12 protein-coding genes are annotated in these 16219 nt (G+C 73.7%); 7 read left to right on the top strand and 5 right to left on the bottom strand.

Annotated elements, in window-relative coordinates; genetic code table 11:
- Positions 1-41 precede the first annotated feature (41 nt).
- A complete protein-coding gene (locus ACFYX4_RS23640) occupies positions 42-1583 on the bottom strand; it encodes an APC family permease (RefSeq protein WP_389336634.1) in 1542 nt (513 codons plus the stop codon).
- A gap of 165 nt (positions 1584-1748) precedes the next feature.
- Between ACFYX4_RS23640 and ACFYX4_RS23635 the strand changes: the two genes are divergently transcribed.
- The 4 genes from ACFYX4_RS23635 to ACFYX4_RS23620 all read left to right on the top strand — a co-directional run bounded on the left by ACFYX4_RS23635 (position 1749) and on the right by ACFYX4_RS23620 (position 7321).
- Entirely contained in the window at positions 1749-2450 is a 702-nt protein-coding gene (locus ACFYX4_RS23635) for a TetR/AcrR family transcriptional regulator (protein ID WP_389336631.1), read from the top strand.
- Positions 2451-2766: 316 nt separating this feature from the next.
- Positions 2767-3888, top strand: coding sequence for a LacI family DNA-binding transcriptional regulator (locus ACFYX4_RS23630; RefSeq protein WP_389336628.1), 1122 nt, complete (start codon positions 2767-2769; stop codon positions 3886-3888).
- Between the two features lie 142 nt (positions 3889-4030).
- Positions 4031-6484: a SpoIIE family protein phosphatase gene (locus ACFYX4_RS23625; RefSeq protein WP_389336625.1), complete on the top strand. Its 2454-nt coding sequence runs from the start codon at positions 4031-4033 to the stop codon at positions 6482-6484.
- A gap of 147 nt (positions 6485-6631) precedes the next feature.
- A complete protein-coding gene (locus ACFYX4_RS23620; protein WP_389336623.1) occupies positions 6632-7321 on the top strand; it encodes an SDR family oxidoreductase in 690 nt (229 codons plus the stop codon).
- Here ACFYX4_RS23620 and ACFYX4_RS23615 read toward each other — a convergent pair.
- The 4 genes from ACFYX4_RS23615 to lanKC form a co-directional block, all read right to left on the bottom strand.
- Positions 7257-9212 carry an ATP-binding cassette domain-containing protein gene (locus tag ACFYX4_RS23615; protein WP_389336620.1) on the bottom strand — a complete coding sequence of 652 codons (1956 nt, stop codon included), beginning with the start codon at positions 9210-9212 and terminating at the stop codon, positions 7257-7259. The genes ACFYX4_RS23620 and ACFYX4_RS23615 overlap by 65 nt on opposite strands.
- 73 nt (positions 9213-9285) lie before the next feature.
- A complete protein-coding gene (locus tag ACFYX4_RS23610; protein ID WP_389336617.1) occupies positions 9286-11019 on the bottom strand; it encodes an ATP-binding cassette domain-containing protein in 1734 nt (577 codons plus the stop codon).
- Positions 11020-11211: 192 nt separating this feature from the next.
- Positions 11212-11337 carry a SapB/AmfS family lanthipeptide gene (locus ACFYX4_RS23605; RefSeq protein WP_389336614.1) on the bottom strand — a complete coding sequence of 42 codons (126 nt, stop codon included), beginning with the start codon at positions 11335-11337 and terminating at the stop codon, positions 11212-11214.
- A 110-nt stretch (positions 11338-11447) separates the two neighbouring features.
- Positions 11448-14048, bottom strand: coding sequence for a class III lanthionine synthetase LanKC (gene lanKC / locus ACFYX4_RS23600; RefSeq protein ID WP_389336611.1), 2601 nt, complete (start codon positions 14046-14048; stop codon positions 11448-11450).
- Positions 14049-14267: 219 nt separating this feature from the next.
- On the opposite strand from lanKC, the gene ACFYX4_RS23595 reads away from it, so the two are divergent.
- From ACFYX4_RS23595 to ACFYX4_RS23585, 3 genes are all read left to right on the top strand, one after another.
- A complete protein-coding gene (locus tag ACFYX4_RS23595) occupies positions 14268-14537 on the top strand; it encodes an STAS domain-containing protein (protein ID WP_389336608.1) in 270 nt (89 codons plus the stop codon).
- A 5-nt stretch (positions 14538-14542) separates the two neighbouring features.
- A complete protein-coding gene (locus tag ACFYX4_RS23590; RefSeq protein ID WP_389336605.1) occupies positions 14543-14995 on the top strand; it encodes a carboxymuconolactone decarboxylase family protein in 453 nt (150 codons plus the stop codon).
- A 67-nt stretch (positions 14996-15062) separates the two neighbouring features.
- Complete coding sequence (locus ACFYX4_RS23585) at positions 15063-16121, top strand: NUDIX domain-containing protein (protein ID WP_389336602.1); 1059 nt, start codon at positions 15063-15065, stop codon at positions 16119-16121.
- Positions 16122-16219: the final 98 nt, after the last annotated feature.

Below are 16219 nucleotides of genomic sequence, written 5' to 3'. Positions count from 1 at the left end.
GGAGGGGCGGGGGGGGACGGGTGGTGGTCCGGTGGGCGGGGTCAGGCGGGTGTGCGGTCCATGGGCAGGCTGATCGCCTCGGCGTCGGTGCCGTGTCCGCCGGCGAAGAACGGGGAGCGGCGGACGTACTTGGCGACGGCGGCCATCACGAGACCGGCGAGGACGATGACGGCGGGCAGGGAGAACATGAACCACCCGTTGTCGGGGCTGAGTTCGAAGTGGTCGCTCATGGTCAGGTACGAGTGTCCGAGGTAGCCGCCGAGACCGAGCAGCACCAGGCTGGACACGGCGGGCACGCCCACCGCGAGCACCGCCTCACGCGGCCCCTCGCGCAGGGCGGAGCGGAAGCGCACGGCGCACGCGAGCGCGGTGAGCCCGTAGTAGAGGGCGACGAGCAGACCGATGGCGTTGACGGCGGCGAGCAGCATGTCGCTGAGCTTCGGGATCGCGACGGCGAGCACGGCGACCGTCGAGGCGATGGCGAGGACGACGGCCGTGCCGGCGGCCGGGGTGCCGTAGCGCGGGTGCACCCGGGTCCACAGCGGCCCCATGGTGCGGTCGCGGCCCATGGCGAGCAGCCCGCGCGCGGTCGGGATCAGCGTGGACTGCACGGAGGCCGCCGCGGAGAACATCAGGGCGACGACGGGCAGGGTCGCCCAGGGTTCGGCGGCCAGTTTCTGCCCGAGGTACGGCAGGGCCTGCGGGCCGTTCTCGATCAGTTCGGTCAGGCTCATCTCCCGCTGGAAGGCGACCGAGGCGAAGAGGAACAGCCCGAGCATCGCGAACAGGGCGATCAGGCCGCCGCGGGCGGAGTCGCCCGGCTCCCTCGTCTCCTCGGTGACGCTGAAGGCCGCGTCCCAGCCCCAGAAGAAGAACACCGCGAGGACCATGCCCTGCGCGAAGGCGGTGCCGTCGGAGATCGCGAAGGGGTTGAACCAGGAGAGCGAGAAGGACTGCTCGCCGGTGATCAGGGCCCAGCCGCAGAACCCCAGCAGCACCGTGTACTCGAAGACCAGCAGGGCGAACTGGAAGCGGGTGGTGGCGCGCATGCCGGTGACGGCGAGGGCGGTCAGACCGAGCAGCAGCACCAGTCCGACGGCCGTGCTGACGCCGGTGGACGAGGGGTCGAGGGCGATGCCCGCCACCGAGTGCAGCCCGGCCTTGTTGGCGAAGATCAGGACGACCGATCCCATGACCGCGCTGGTGTAGGCGCAGAAGATGACCGAGCCGACGATGGTGACCCAGCCGGTGAGGAAGCCGGGCCAGGGGCCGAGGGTCTTGCCGACCCAGGTGTAGCCGTTGCCGCAGTTGCGCTCGGAGCGGTTGAGGCGGGCGTACGCGGTGGCGATGCCCAGCACCGGCAGGAAGGCGAGGAGCAGGAGCGCCGGGGCCTGGAGGCCCACGATGGTGGCGATCGTGCCCATGCCGATGGCGATGCTGGTGGTGGCGGCGGTACTGGAGGCGGCGATGGCGACACCGTCGACGACGCCGAGGGTGCGGCGCAGTCCGGTGCCGGGTCCACCGGAGGGCGTGGACGCGGAAGAAGCGGAGGGCGTGGCGGGCTGAGGGGACGCGGAGGTCATGAAGGGCTCCTCGCGGGGAGGGAACGAGGGAAGAGCCGCGCGGCGGAATGTGATGGAACACCCGGGCTTCTCGTTGCGTCAATGCTGTTGACATAAGACGGACAAGGCCCCTTCACTGACGGTACCCGGCTCCTCGGAGGGGCCGCGGGCGAGAGGAGGGCCGCTGTGACGACCCGTGTCCCGCAGGAGCGCAGACGCCGCCGCCCCACCCGCACGGGGGTCCTGCTGTCGGAGGACCTCATCGTGGAGACCGCGCTGCGGCTGATCGGCGAGCACGGTCCGGAGGCGCTCAGCGTGCGCCGGCTCGGCACCGCCCTCGGCTGCGATCCGAGCGCCCTCTACCGCTACTTCCACGGCACCGACGACCTGGTGCTCGCCATCGCCGACCGCATCATCGGCGACGCCATGGCGGGCTTCGCGCCCGGGGACGACTGGGTGGCGGGGCTGCGCGAGATGGCCCTGCGGGTGCGGGCGGGCTACCTCGCCCATCCGCGGGCGGCGGCCTTCGCGTCGTACCGGGTGACCCGGCGCGAGAACGAGATCCGCGCGGTGGAGACCGGCATCGCGCTGCTGCTGTCGGGGGGCTTCACGGCGGCCGACGCGGCGCGCCTGTATCTGGCGTTCATCGACACGGTGCTCAGCCACGCGGCGATGGACGCGGCGTTCCAGGCCCTCCCGCGGGAGCAGCGCGAGGCCGACCACCGGGCCTGGCGCGAGGTGTACCAGGGCCTGAACCCGGCGACGTACCCCGCCCTGACCGCCGTGCGCCCGTCGCTGCACACGATGGGGGACAGCTCGTTCGAGGAGGCGGTGGATCTGCTGCTGGAGGCGTTGGCGGCGCGGGCGGCGAGGCTGTCGGGCGGATAGGGGCGCTGGGGGAAGGGCAGGGACGCGAGGGAGCAGGCAGGGACGCGGCCCGGCCGGGACCGCTGGTCCGATTGCACGGCACATGACATGCTGGCCCCGTCGCTTCCACGGCGTCGCCGGGGCGCCCGAGGCCTACGGCCGAACCAGCGGGAGTAAGAGGCGGCGCAGGCGGCAGCCGCACGCGTGACGCTCGACCGGCGTCCTGAGTAGTCCCCGCTGGAACCCGGCATCCCCACCCCCTACACCCCCACCCCGTCGGCATCCCCCCTCGGCAGCCGTGCACCGGGGCGCACCCCGTATGCAGTAGCGTCGAGCCGTGGCGGACAACGGGAACACCGAGCGGCCGGCCGTCCGCACGAGCCGGCCCGGGAAGCGCAGGCGCGCCGAGGCCGGGCAGGCCGTCCAGGACAGGCCCAGCACCATCCGTGACGTCGCTCTGAAGGCCGGCGTCTCGGTGGCGACCGTCTCCCGCACGCTCGCCGGCAACTACCCCGTCTCCGACGAGACGAGAGCACGCGTCATGGCGGCCGTCGAGACCCTGCACTATGTGGTCAACGTCCATGCCAAGGCGCTCTCCGGGCGGGTCGCCGGCCCGGTCGCCCTGGTCGTCAAGGACATCACCGGCCCGTCGCTCGCCCATGTCGCCGCGGGAGTGGAGCAGGAGGCGGCCGAGCGCGGCCGGCTGAGCCTGGTGTGCGCCACGCACGACGACCCGGCCCGCGAGGACGACCTGGTCCAGCTCGCGCGGGAGCAGCACGCGGCGGCCGTCCTCCTGGTCGGCGGCGTGGTGCCGGACGAGGCGTACGACCGGCGCATGGCCGGGTACGCGAGGGCGCTGGACGCCGCCGGGTCGCGGCTGGTGCTCGTCGGGCGTCCGGCGCCGACGCCGGACCTGCCGGTGACCGTCGTGGACTACGACAACCGGGGCAGCGCCTACCAGGCCGCCTCGCACCTGCTCACCTCCGGGCACCGGCGGGTGCTGTTCCTGGGCGGCGAGGCCGGGCTGAGCAGCGCCGACCAGCGCCGCGCCGGCTACCGGGACGCCCTGCGCGCCCTCGGCGTCGAGCACGCCGGGGAGCTCGACATCACGGGGACGTACACCCGCGCCTCGGGGTACGTCCGCACCCGGGACGCCCTGCGCGCGGGCCTTGAGTTCACGGCGGTGTTCGCCGCCTCCGACATGGTCGCCCTGGGCGCGCTCGCCGCGCTGCGCGAGGCCGGGCTCGGCGTGCCGGACGACGTGTCCGTGGCGGGCTTCGACGACGTGCCCTTCGCCCGCGACCTGACACCGCCCCTCACCACGGTCCGGGTGCCCTTCGAGGAACTCGGCCGCACCGCCGTGCGCATGGCCCTGGACCGGGACGGCTCGCGCGCCGGGGACGACCATGTCGTGCTGGGCACGCAGTTGGTCGTCCGGCAGTCGGTACGGCGGCTGTAGGAAGTGCTGCACATCGGCGCAGGAAGTGCTGCGCCTCGGCACGAGAAGTCCTGCACCTTGGCATGGGCACATAACCCACATGCTCGGGTTTTATAATGAGTGCCCGATGTGTCGGTTATAGGCCGGTGCTGCTGAGAGCAGGATGGGCGCGATGACGCGATCCGGATTCACCGGGGACGGACCTGCGGCACCGGCGACGCAGGTCAACGGCGGGTCGGCGACCGCACGGGCGGTCGTGGACGCGTTCGGCGTGGTGACCGGGTGGAGCGAAGGCGCGCGGCGGCTGGTGGGCTGGGAGGCCTCGGAGGTCATGGGGCGTTCGGCGGCCGTCCTGCTCGCCGAGGGCCTCACCGGTTCCGCGCTGAGATCCATCGTGGCGACGCGCCGATGGAACGGCACGGTGAATCTGCGGCACCGGGACGGTCATCCGATCGCGGTCGGCCTGCTGGTCCACCGCCGCGAACACGGCCCGTCCGCCGACGGCGGCGCCGGCCGGAGCCGCGAGTGGCTCATCGTCGCGCCCACGGCCCCCTCCCGTCCCGAGATCGACGAGGAGAGCCTGCTCGGGTGGTCGATGCTCCACTCCCCCTGCACCATGGCGCTCTACGACACCGGGTTGCAGCTGCTGCGGGCCAACGCCGACATGGAACGCGTACTGGGCCTGTCGGAGGCCGAGATGCGGGGGCTGCGGGTCTCGGAGATCGTCCTCGATCCGGAGAGCGAACGCACCGAGCGCCTGATGCGCAAGGTCGTCGAGACCGGCGAGCAGCAGCATCTGCGGGCCGCCCTGCAACTCGCCGGCGACCGGCACGTGAGCGCGTGGTCGGTGTCCCTGGCCCCGGTGCGGGACGCCGGCGGCACGGTGCGGGGCGTGCTGCTGTCCGCGCACAACAGGACCGAGGAGCACCTGGCCAGACAGCGGCTCGCCCTGGTAGCCGAGGCCGGGGTGCGCATCGGCACCACCCTCGACCTGACCCTCACCGCGCAGGAGCTCGCCGACGTGGCCGTGGGGCAGCTGGCGGACTTCGTCACCGTGGACCTGCTGCCCGACATCGACGACGACCAGGAGCTGCGCGCCGAGGCGCTGCCCAGCCCCGTGCTGCTGCGCCGCGTGGCCAACCAGTCGGTGCTGCCGGGGTGCCCCGAGGCGGTGGTGGCGCTGGGCGCGGTGGCCGCCTACCCGGACCCCTCGCCCGCGGCCGAGTGCCTGGCCTCGGGCGAGGCCAGGATCCACCGGGTGACCCCGGCGGGGGTGGCGAAGTGGGCGTCCGAGGCTCCCGACCGGGCGGAGCGGATGCGGCGGTTCGGCTTCCACTCGGTGCTGGCGGTGCCCATGAGCGCCCGCGGCATCACCCTCGGCGTGGCGACCTTCTCCCGGCACCGGCATCCGGACCCCTTCGAGGAGGACGACCTGCTGTTGTGCCAGGAGATCACCGCACGGGCCGCGCTGAGCATCGACAACGCCCGCCGCTACTCCCGCGAGCGGGCCACCGCGCTGACCCTCCAGAGCAGCCTGCTGCCGCAGCGGCTCCCGCGGCAGCTCGCCGTCGAGGTCGCCTCCCGCTATCTGCCGGCCAGCGCGCAGTCCGGCGTGGGCGGCGACTGGTTCGACGTCATCCCGCTCTCGGGGGCGCGGGTGGCGCTCGTCGTCGGGGACGTCGTGGGGCACGGCATCCAGGCCTCGGCCGCGATGGGGCGGCTGCGCACCGCCGTGCGGACGCTCGCCGACGTCGACCTGCCCCCCGACGAGCTCCTGACCCATCTCGACGATCTCGTCAACCGGCTGTCCGCCGAGGCCGACGACCTGTCCGGCAGCACCGCCGACATCGGCGCGACCTGCCTGTACGCCGTCTACGACCCGGTCAGCCGCTGCTGCTGCATAGCCCGGGCCGGGCATCCCGCGCCGGCGCTGATCGTCCCCGGCGGCACACCGCAGCTCCTCGACCTCCCGGCCGGTCCCCCGCTCGGCCTCGGCGGGCTGCCGTTCGAGTGCACGGAGATCGAGCTGCCCGAGGGGAGCCTGCTCGCGCTCTACACCGACGGCCTGGTGGAGGACCGCGGCCGGGACATCGACGAGGGCGTCGAGACCCTGCTGAACGTGCTGGCCCGGGGGAACCCGTCGCTGGAGAACGCGTGCGACACCGTGCTCGACGCCCTGCTCCCCGACCGGCCCTCCGACGACGTGGCGCTGCTGCTGGCGCGGACGCACGCGCTGGACTCGGCCCACGTGGCCGCCTGGGACGTGGCGCCGGAACCGTCCGCGGTGGCCGAGACCCGCAGCATCGCCAGCCGGCAGCTGCGGGAGTGGGGCCTGGAGGAGGCCTCGTTCGTCACCGAACTGGTGGTGAGCGAACTGGTCACCAACGCGATCCGGTACGGCGAGCCGCCCATCGAGCTGCGGCTGATCCTGGACCGCAGCCTGATCTGCGAGGTCTCCGACGCCAGCAACACGTCCCCGCATCTGCGCCGGGCCCGCGACTACGACGAGGGCGGACGCGGCCTGCTCCTGGTCGCCCAGCTCAGCCGCAGCTGGGGCGCCCGGCACACGTACCGGGGGAAGACGATCTGGGCGGAGCAGTCCCTCTCACAGGGGTGACGAACGCCGGGGGCGCGGGGGCGGCCCGGCGGTGTGACGTGTCGGACCGCGCACGCCGGAGCGGAGCGGCGCACGACGGCCGCAGTGTGCAACGGCGAGCTGCCTCGACAGGGGGAACGAAGTGCCCGGTCGGGCATGTATCGGTCCATGGGAGTTTATTTGATCACAGGCGCCGGTTCCGGCATCGGGGCGGCGCTGGCCGACGATCTCGCCGCGCGGGAGCACGAGTTGTGGCTGCTGGCCCGGGACGAGGCGCGGGCGAGGGCCCTGCGCGCGCGGTATCCGCGCAGCCGGACCCTGGTGGCCGACCTGTCCGCGCCGGACGAGCTGCCCGGCCGGCTGGAATCGCAGGAGCTGCCCGAGCGGCTGGACTCGCTGCTGCACGTCGCCGGGGTGGCGGAGTCGGGGCGGATCGGCGACGTGGGCGCGCGGACCTGGCAGGACACCCTCGCGGTCAACCTGGTCGCACCGGCGGAGTTGACGCGGCTGCTGCTGCCCGCGCTGCGCGCGGCCCGCGGGCACGTCGTCTTCATGAACTCGGGGGCGGGAGTGCACGCGCCGCCCCGGCTCAGCGCCTACGCGGCGTCCAAGTTCGGGCTGAAGGCGCTGGCCGAGTCGCTGCGGGCGGAGGAGTACGAGCACGGGATCCGCGTCACCACCGTCTACCCCGGCGAGACGGACACGCCGATGCAGGTCCGGCTGCACGAGCAGTTCGGGCTGCCGTACCAGCCGGAGGCGCATATGAGCCCGGCCTCCGTGTCCGCCGCCGTCCTCACGGCGCTGGATCTGCCGCGGGACGCGACGATGAGCGATCTGATGCTGCGGCCCGGCCGCTGAGGGGATCGCCGCCGTGACCGGGCCCGCCGTCGACGGGCCCGGCCGCACCCGTGTTCCAGTGGCCCACCAGTTCCGCGTAGAGCGGCACCCGGGCCAGCAGGGAGTCGTGGGTGCCGGTCCACGGCCGGCGGCCGTCCAGGAGCAGCACCTTGTCCGCGCGGCGGGCCGGCGCGATGCGGTGCGCGATCGTGACGACCGTCCCGGGCCGCCGCCGGAACGCCTCGTCTACCCGCTGCTCGCCCGCGGCGTCGAGGTGCCGGGTCGCCTCGTCGAGGATGACGAGCTCGGCGCGGGAGAGGAAGACCCGTGCCAGGGCGATGAGCTGGCGCTCACCGGAGGACAGTTCGGCCGGGTCGACCCAGCCGTCGGCCCCGCCCAGCCGTCGCACCAGAGCGCCCATGCCGAGGGCTTCCACGGCGTCGTCGAGGGCGTGGTCCGGGCTGTCGGGGGCGAGTTGGCAGAGGTTCTCCCGCAACGTCCCTGCGAACACGTACGGGTTCTGCGGAAGGAGGGCCCGGATCCGGCTCAGATCGGGTCCGTTGACGAGGTCGAGGGGGACGCCGCCGAGGGTCACCCGCCCGCTGTCGGGCGGGAGGATGCCGGCCAGGACGTCGGCCATCGTGGACTTGCCGACGCCGGACGGGCCGACCACGGCCAGGTGCTCGCCGTGGGCGAGGGACAGGTCGAGGCCGTCGAGCACCGGTTCGGCGCCCGGCCCGTAGGCGAAGGTGACCTCCGACAGCGCGGCCGACCCGTCCAGGGGACTCAGCGCGGGGCAGGGCTCCTCGGGGGGCTCGGGAGGGCGCGCGGCCTCGGCGAGGCGCTCCGCCGCCACGGCCAGCCGCAGCCAGGACGCGCCGACTCCCTGCACCAGCAGGCGGATGGCGGGTTCCAGGGTGGCCAGCACGTAGGCGAGCACGCCCACGACGTCTCCGGGGGTCATGCCGCGGTCGACGAGGGCCGGCGCGGCGAGGACGACCAGCAGCAGCGGGCTGTGCGCGCCCAGCGCCACGATCAGCCGCCGTACGGCCGCCACGGACGCCAGCGCCCGCGACGCGGACAACTGGGCCGCCACGGCCCGCAGCACGTCGCGCTGCGCGTGGTCGTGCGCCCCGCACGCGACGAGGTCGCGCAGCGCCCCGACAGTCTCGACGGTGGTCGCCGCGAGCCTCTCCTCGGCGTGGAAGGCCGCGCGCTGTCTGCGCACGGTCGCGGGCGCGAGGACGGCGAACAGGGCGAGCGCGAGGAGCAGCGGTCCCGCGACGAGCGGCACGGCGGCCGGGGCGAGGACGGCGGTGCCCGCGACGACGGCGACAACCGTCAGGACGAACTGCCATACGAGCATGAGCTGTCCGGCGACCGAGTCGCGAACCGCCTCCACCTGTCGGGTGAGTTGGGCGACGGCGACGGCGGCGGAGTCCTCCCGGTGCGTGCCGCGCGCGACGGCGCGGCGCAGGGTGCCGGTGACGACCTCGCGCAACAGCCGGTCGCGCAGCGGCTCGACGATCTCGGCGAGCCAGGGGTAGGTCTGCCGGCTCGCCCAGGCCCCGCCGAAGGTGCACAGAGCGAACAGGACGAGGCCCAGGGCCGCTGTGCGGGGGCGGTCCATCAGGAAGCCCTGGTCGACGGCGACGGCGAGGGCCTTGCCCGAGACGAGGGCGGGCGCGGCGGACAGCAGCGTCCACCAGGTCAGCCGCAGGGCGGCGGCCCGGCTCCGGGCGAGGCCGTCCCGGATCAGGCGCAGGGCGGCGCCGCTGGTCGCGATCGGGGAGGAGTGGCCGGGGGTCGCGGACGGGTCGGCGGGCGGCGGGGCGGGGTCGGCCGGGCGGGGGGCGTCGGCGGTGCGGTGGGCGCCGGCGGTGCGGTGGGCGCCGGCGGTGCGGTGCGGCATACGTGCCTGTCCTTTCGTGCCTGTCCCTCGACGGTCCGTGCCGTGCCCGCCTCCCGGCGGTCCTACGGGGGGCTCAGTCCGCCCGGTGCGCGGCTTCCTCGGCGCCGGTGAACGTGGCGCGGTAGGCCGGCACGCGCCACAGGACCCGGTGCGGGGCGAGTGCCCGGACGCGTCCCTCGTGCAGCCAGGCCACGGCGTCGGCGCGGGCGGCGGTGGACGTCCGGTGCGTCACGATCAGCCGGGTGCGGTCCCCGTGGGTGTCGTGCAGGGCGTCCAGGACGGCGGCCTCGGTGGCGGTGTCGAGACTGGCGGTGGCGTCGTCGAGGACGAGCAGCCGGCAGTCGCGGGCCAGGGCGCGGGCGAGCCCGACGCGCTGCCGTTGCCCTCCGGAGAGGGGCGCGTCGGCGAGGGGGGTGTCGTAACCGGCGGGCAGCCGGCGGATGAACGTGTCCGCCTGTGCGGCGCGGGCGGCCCGGCGGGCCCGGTCGGCGGACACGGGCCGTTCGGCGGCGCGGAGGGCGTCGAGGACGGTGGCGCCCGTCAACTCGGGGTCGCAGAAGGCGTAGGAGACGGCCGTGCGCAGCTCCGCGGGGCGGATCTCGTCCAGGGGCACGCCGTCCAGCAGCACCAGTCCGCTGTCCGGGACCAGGAGTCCGCCGGCGACCGCCGCCAACAGTGTTTTGCCCGAACCGGAGTTGCCCACGAGAGCGACGCAACTGCCCGCGGGGAGACTGAGGTCGAGCCGGTCGAGCACGGCCTGCCCTGCGCGTCGTACGGTCACCTGGCGGATCTCCAGGCGGCCGGGGCCGGGAGGCAGGGGGCGCAGGCCCGGCGGCTGCCTGGGCTCGTCGAGGACGTCGTTCACCCTGGTCTGCCCGGCCCTGGCCCGAGCGTGGTCCAGGAGGCTCTGGGCCGTGCCGAAGCCGCCGAGGCCGAGCGCGGTGTAGCCGAGCGCGGCGATGAGGTCGCCCGTGCTGAGCGCCCCGGTGGAGAGTTCGTGTCCGGCGACGGCGAGCACGGCGATCTGGGTGGCCGGGGCGAGCAGGCCGGTGGACCAGGCGACGCGGCGCTGGCTGTCCCACAACGCCCTTCCGTGGCTGGAGAGTTCGGGGACGGGCCGCAGTACGCGCTCGATCTCCTGCTCGACGGTTCCGGCGGCCGCGATGGTGCGGCGGCCGGCCAGGGCGTCCAGCAGCCGGGCGGCCACCGCGGCCTGCGCGGTCTGGTAGCCCGCGCCGCGCTGCACGGTGCGCCGCAGATGCCGGCGCACCAGGAGGAACCCGGCGGGGGCCGTGACCAGGAAGGCGGCGGCGAGTTCGGGGGCGAGCAGCGCCAGGGCGACGACGGAGCCGGTGGCCATGGCGAGTTGGGCGATCGCATAGATCACCGCCTGGACGCCGAGCGCGGCCTCCGCGGTGCTCGCGGTGAGCCGGGCCACCAGGTCGCCGGTCGGGATCCGCCGTGCGGGGTAAGGGCCGTTGGCCATCACGTGCCGCACCAGCGCGGCGCGCAGCCGGGCCGTCGTGTCGGCGGTGTGGCGCGGCCCCGCGTACTGCGCGAGGGTCTCGGCGGCGGTGAGCAGGCCGACGACCGCGGCGAGCGGGGCGACGCCGGTGAGGGCTCCACCGGACAGGGCCCGGTCGACGGCGTCGGCGAGGACGGCGGGCAGCATCAGCGCGGCGGCCGAACTCGCCGCCACCGACAGCGCCAGGACGGTGGGCCACCACACGGAGCGTGCGCCGGCACGAGAGGCCGTACGATCGGGAACCCCGCTGCGCTGCGGCTGCTCCGAGGGTTCCTGTCCCATGCGCGACTCCTGCGGAGGTTGGACGGGCGGTCGTAGGGCAGACGGTCGTGAAGCGGACCGTCGTGGGGCGGTCGGTCGTGATGCGGGCACGAGAACGCCGGCCCGGGCTGTCCCTCAGCCCGGGCCGGCTCTGTTCATCCGGTCACCAAGTCATCCGAGAGTGGGGCGGACGGACGACCCGGGGCGTGCCGGCTAGAGGCACAGCAGCGTGCTGACGGTGCTGTTGGTGCAGTTGACCACGCTGAGGGAGCTGATCACCGACATGTACTCGGTGGTCTCCTCGGGGGTCTCCATGGCCTGCAGGCTGAGGATGGACATGATGTACTCCTGTCGCTTCGGTCGGTGCTTCTGCTTCCCGGCGAATGCCGGAAACTCGTGACTGCGACCGCGGATGTCGCAGTGGGGGTCGCCGCGGGTGTGGGCGGCGGTCAGACCGCCGGCAGGGCCGGGGGGCGGGACGCGGGGGCCGTGGTCCGCCGGCCGTCCCAGAAGGGCAGTGCCGGGGTGCCGGCCAGGGCGGAGCCCAGGGCGAGGAGGATGCCGGCGGAGCCGGTGCCGAGGTCCATCGACAGGCGCAGCAACTGCTCGCCGGGGAAGGCCACATGGCCTTCGTACGGGACGAGGTGCCAGACCAGTCGGCGGATGTGCCGTCGGATCGTCCGGTCGTGGGTCGTGGTGCCGTCCTGGAGCAGGTGCAGCAGCGAGATCAGTCCCGCCCGCCCGTTGAACAGACCGGGCTGGACGATGAACTCGGGTTCGGCGGCGGCGCGGATGCGGTCCAGGCTCTGCCGCAGCTCCGGATCCGGGCGGTGGCGCAGATAGGAGTGCAGTACGGCGGCGATGCCGGCGCTGCCCGACTCCAGGTAGGGCAGCACCCGGCTGCCGTCGTCGACCTGGAGGGTTCCGTCGTCGGTGAGGACGCAGCGGGCCAGGTCCTGGTCGAGCGCCTGGCGTGCGAGGTCGAGGAGACCGCTGTCGCCGGTGCTGTCGTGGAGTCTCAGGAAGAGCAGCGCTGCCCCGGTGCTGCCGTGCAGGAGTCCGGTGCGCGCGCCGGCCGGCGGTCCGGCGGGTGTGCCTGCCGGTGGGCCTGCGGGTGGGCCGCCGCCGGCGGAGGCCGGTTTGAGACGGTCGGCGAGGCGTTCGGCGGCGTCGACCGCGGCGGCGTGCAGGGAGGCGTCGGCGGTGGCGTCCGCGAAGTGCAGCAGCGTGAGTCCGATGCCGGGCAGTCCGCCGGCGAGGTCGCTGCCCTGGGCGTCCAGCGGGTCCTTCAGGAGCCGGTCCAGGAGGTTGTGCGCCTGCCGGGTGCGGCCGAGGCGGTCGAGGGCCAGGGCGACGCCGTGGGAGCCGGTGTAGAGACCGGGGCGGCAGGGCTCGCGTCCGACGGCGTCCACGAGCCACTGGACGTGGTCCGGTTCGACGCGGGCGCCTGTCGAGTGCAGGGCCCACAGGACGCCGGACGCTCCATAGGCGAGTCCGAGTCCGTCGTGGGTGAACTGGTTGGGGTCTCCCGGGAAGAGGCGGTCGAGGCGATCGGGGGTGGCGCTGGCGTTGATCGCCGCCGCCATCGAGTCGCGCAGTGCGGGCCAGTCCGTGTCGTCGCCGCTGAACAGCGCTTCGAGCGGGGCGCGTTCGGAGCGGCCGGAGGACTGGGCGGGCAGGGGCCGGGCCGGGAGCCCGAAGCGTCTGGTGGCGGCGTCCGCCAACTGGTCGCGTTTGTCGGGGTCGAGCGACGTGAGCTGCATGAGCGGCATGAAGATCCACAGGCGCAGCGCGTCGAGGGCGTACCGGTCGATGGCGAAGCCGTGCAGGTCGGCGGGGGCGGCGAAGCCGGCGGCGCCGAGCCCGGGTCTGACGAACTCGTCGACGGGCGAGGCGAGTTCGAAGTCGATGAAGCACACCCGTCCGTCGGGTCTGACGATCAGGTTGCGGGGGTGGAGGTCGCCGAAGACGATTCCGCGCTCGTGGATGGCGTTCAGGCCTTCCTCGATGCCCTCCAGGACGTCGAGCGCCTCCTGTCTGTACCGGTCGATCTCCGACCGGTCGGGGTCGGGGTGGACCAGGGGGTAGCGGCGTCCGAACCATCTGTTGAGGGGCTCGCCCGGCACGAACTCCTGGACCAGGAAGTGGTGTTCCCAGGCGGTGAAGTATCCGAGCGCGGACGGCACCGCCGGCACGCCGCTCAGGCGGCGCATGATGTCGTGCTCTCTGCCGAGCCGGGTGACGGCGTCCTCCCCGCGCTGGTCGAGGCCGGCGTGGGGGCGGGCCTCCTTGAGGACCACCTCGTCGCCGCCGCCGGCGGGTCTGCCGACGTAGATGCCTCCCCCGTTGGAGAAGTGCAGCGCCCGTTCCACGGTGTAGGGCAGGTCGGCGGTGCTCGCTCTCGCCCGGTCGGCCAGCGCCTGCTGCATGACGGCCGGCACGGGGGCCCAGTCGGGCACCTCGAACACGGCGCGCCGCACGTCGGGGCGGAGCCGGCCCGAGGGCTCCCGCAGGGCCAGGACGAGCTCACCGGTCTCCGACCGGCAGAACCGCTCGGTGAAGCCGCCGTAGCGCAGGTAGAGCGGCCCCTCGCGCCAGCGCAGGTCGCTGAGGATGTACGGCCCGCGCTGGCCGTCGAGGGCCTCGCCGAGGTCGTTCAGACATCGCTCCAGCGTCGGCTCGTCGACCGGGTACAGCGTCATGAACTTCCCGCTGGAGCCGCGCGAGGCGTACTTCGCGTTCTGGGTCTGCACCAGCGTGGGGCTGCGCAGGAACTTGAAGGCCACGCGGTGCTCGAAGCAGTACTCGCTGACGACCGCGAGGATGTGCTCGGCGTTGTCGAGACACGCGGAGACGTGGATCTTCCAGCCCTGGTCGGGCAGTTCGACGTCGGCGAGCTGCCGGCCCACCCACACGTCCCGCGCGTTGCCCACCCAGCCGGCGGGCGGCTTCTCGCCGACGGCGTCGAACTCCTCCGTCGTCGCCCATCGGACAGGTGAGTCATAGAACACCTTGTCGGCGTAGGAAAACGCCTCGTAACGCATGTCCATAACGTTCCCCCATCCCAGTGGCAAGACTTTCCCGGACGGATGCAGTGGCAATGCCGCATCGTTTCACCACTGGAGAGAGGTGATACGGTGGCTCATTTCCGCCTGCCGGATAAAACTAACGCGAGGCCGACTCCCACTGGCAGGGCGCATACAGCGCGCCAGAAGGGCGCGCGAGGCTCATCGCCCCGCACGCAATACCCCCCCTTTGCACCTGCATAGGTGTTCGATCTCACGGACGGTGAATTACTGCGCACGCGCGAGGACGTGCGGCACCTGCGCCTGGACTGCGCGCGGCTCGACATGGTCGACTCCATGGGCCTGACGGTGCTGCTCCGGATCCACCGCGACGCCTGCGAGCGCGGCGTCACGCTCCATCTCGACGACACGGGCCCGGTCCTGCGCCGCCTGCTCCATCTCACCGGCGCCTACGAGCACTTGACGACCGTTCCGGAACACCCGAATGTTTCGGATTCAACTATGTCACCATGATCCGTATGACGCGACGGATCTTCATCGACAAGCAGAGCCCCAAGGCCTACCACGCGCTCCTCCAGACCTCCGAGGCCGTGCGCGCGACCGCCGCCGAAGCGGGCCTGGAGCGGACCGTCGTGGAACTGGTCAACCTGCGGGTGTCGCAGCTCAACGGGTGCGCGTACTGCCTCGATCTGCACACCAGGGCCGCCCTGCGCGGCGGTGAGACCACCCGGCGGCTCGCCGTGCTCCCCGCCTGGCGGGACACCGACCTCTTCACCCCGCCGGAGCGCGCGGCCCTCGCGCTCGCCGAGGCGACCACCCACCCGGCCGACGCCTCCGCGCAGGCGACCGCGTACGCCGCCGCCCGTGAAGTCCTCACCGAGGACCAGATATCGGCGGTCATCTGGGTGGCGGTGACCATCAACGCGTTCAACCGGGTCTCCATCATGAGCAAGCATCCGGTGCGCGCCTGACGACTACCCCGGCCGGCCTCCGGTAAGAATCTCCGCGCCGTCGACCCGCCGACCCAGGAGGCCGCCCATGCCGAATCCCCGCGTGCCGGACGATCCGGACGACCAGGAGAGCGGGGAGGCCGAGCGGATCGACCGGTGGTTCCGCGGAGCGGGGCCGGACGACGGGTTCCTCGGGGAGCTGAAGGGGCGGCGCGTGCTCGATCTGGGCTGCGGTACGGCCCGGTACGCGGCCCGTCTGGTGCGGGCGTACGGCGCCGAGGTGGACGCCGTCGACTCCGAGCCCGGCCGGATCGAACGCGCCCGCGCCCGCTACGAGTCCCTCCCCGGCCTGCGTCTCGTCCACGCGGACGCGGTGGCCCATCTGCGCGACGCGGAGCCGTACGACGTCGTCTACTCGGTCGACGCCGTACCGTTCATCGACCCGCGCCGGCTGCTGCCCGCGCTGGCGACGGCGCTGAAGCCCGGCGGGACGCTGTGCTTCGGCGTGCCGCACACCGACTCCCGCGGCGACGGGCCCTCCCCCGCGCCGGCCGAGGAGACCTGGCGCGAACTCCTCGTCGACCACGGGCTGTACGTCGAGGAGGTCGTGGAGGTGACGGCCCCGGACCCCGGAAACCCCGCCGCGCACCGCGTCTTCCGGGCCCGGCGGCCCGCGCGCGTCACCTCCCGGCCGCGCACCGCCCTGCCGCCCGTCCCGCACGCCGCCCTCGGCGTGGGCGCCGTCCTGCACGGCCCGCGCGGGCTGCTGCTCGGCCGTCACCGCCGGGGCACCTGGGAGCTGCCCGGCGGCACCGTGGAGCCCGGTGAGTCGCTCCAGGACGCCGTCGTGAGGGAGTTGAGGGAGGAGACCGGGCTGCGGGCGGACCCGGCGGACGTCCGGTTGCTGGGCACGCTCCTCGACCACTCCGAGGACGTCGTCCGGGTCACCGTCGCCGCCGCCGTCACCGACTGGCGGGGCGAGCCGGCCGACCAGCCGGACGAACGCGTCGGCGACTGGCGCTGGTACCGGCTGGACCGCCTGCCGCCCTCGCTGTTCGTGTGCAGCGCCCAGGCCCTCACCGCCTGGCGCCCGGACCTGCCGATCGACCACGCGCCGGCGCACTTCACCGCGTACGAAAGCAAGTGAAATCACCCGGATTCGTGGCTTTTCTCATCCCTTCTCGTGGTGTTCACGCCCGCTTCCCCGAGTTCCGCGCGCGGCTCGTGGGAGGGTTGCCGCCCGCA

Origin of the sequence: Streptomyces sp. NPDC002328, assembly GCF_042890065.1 — a bacterium.
GTDB lineage: Bacteria > Actinomycetota > Actinomycetes > Streptomycetales > Streptomycetaceae > Streptomyces.
Note: the sequence above shows the minus strand (reverse complement) of the source record. Positions and strands in the feature narration are given on the sequence as shown.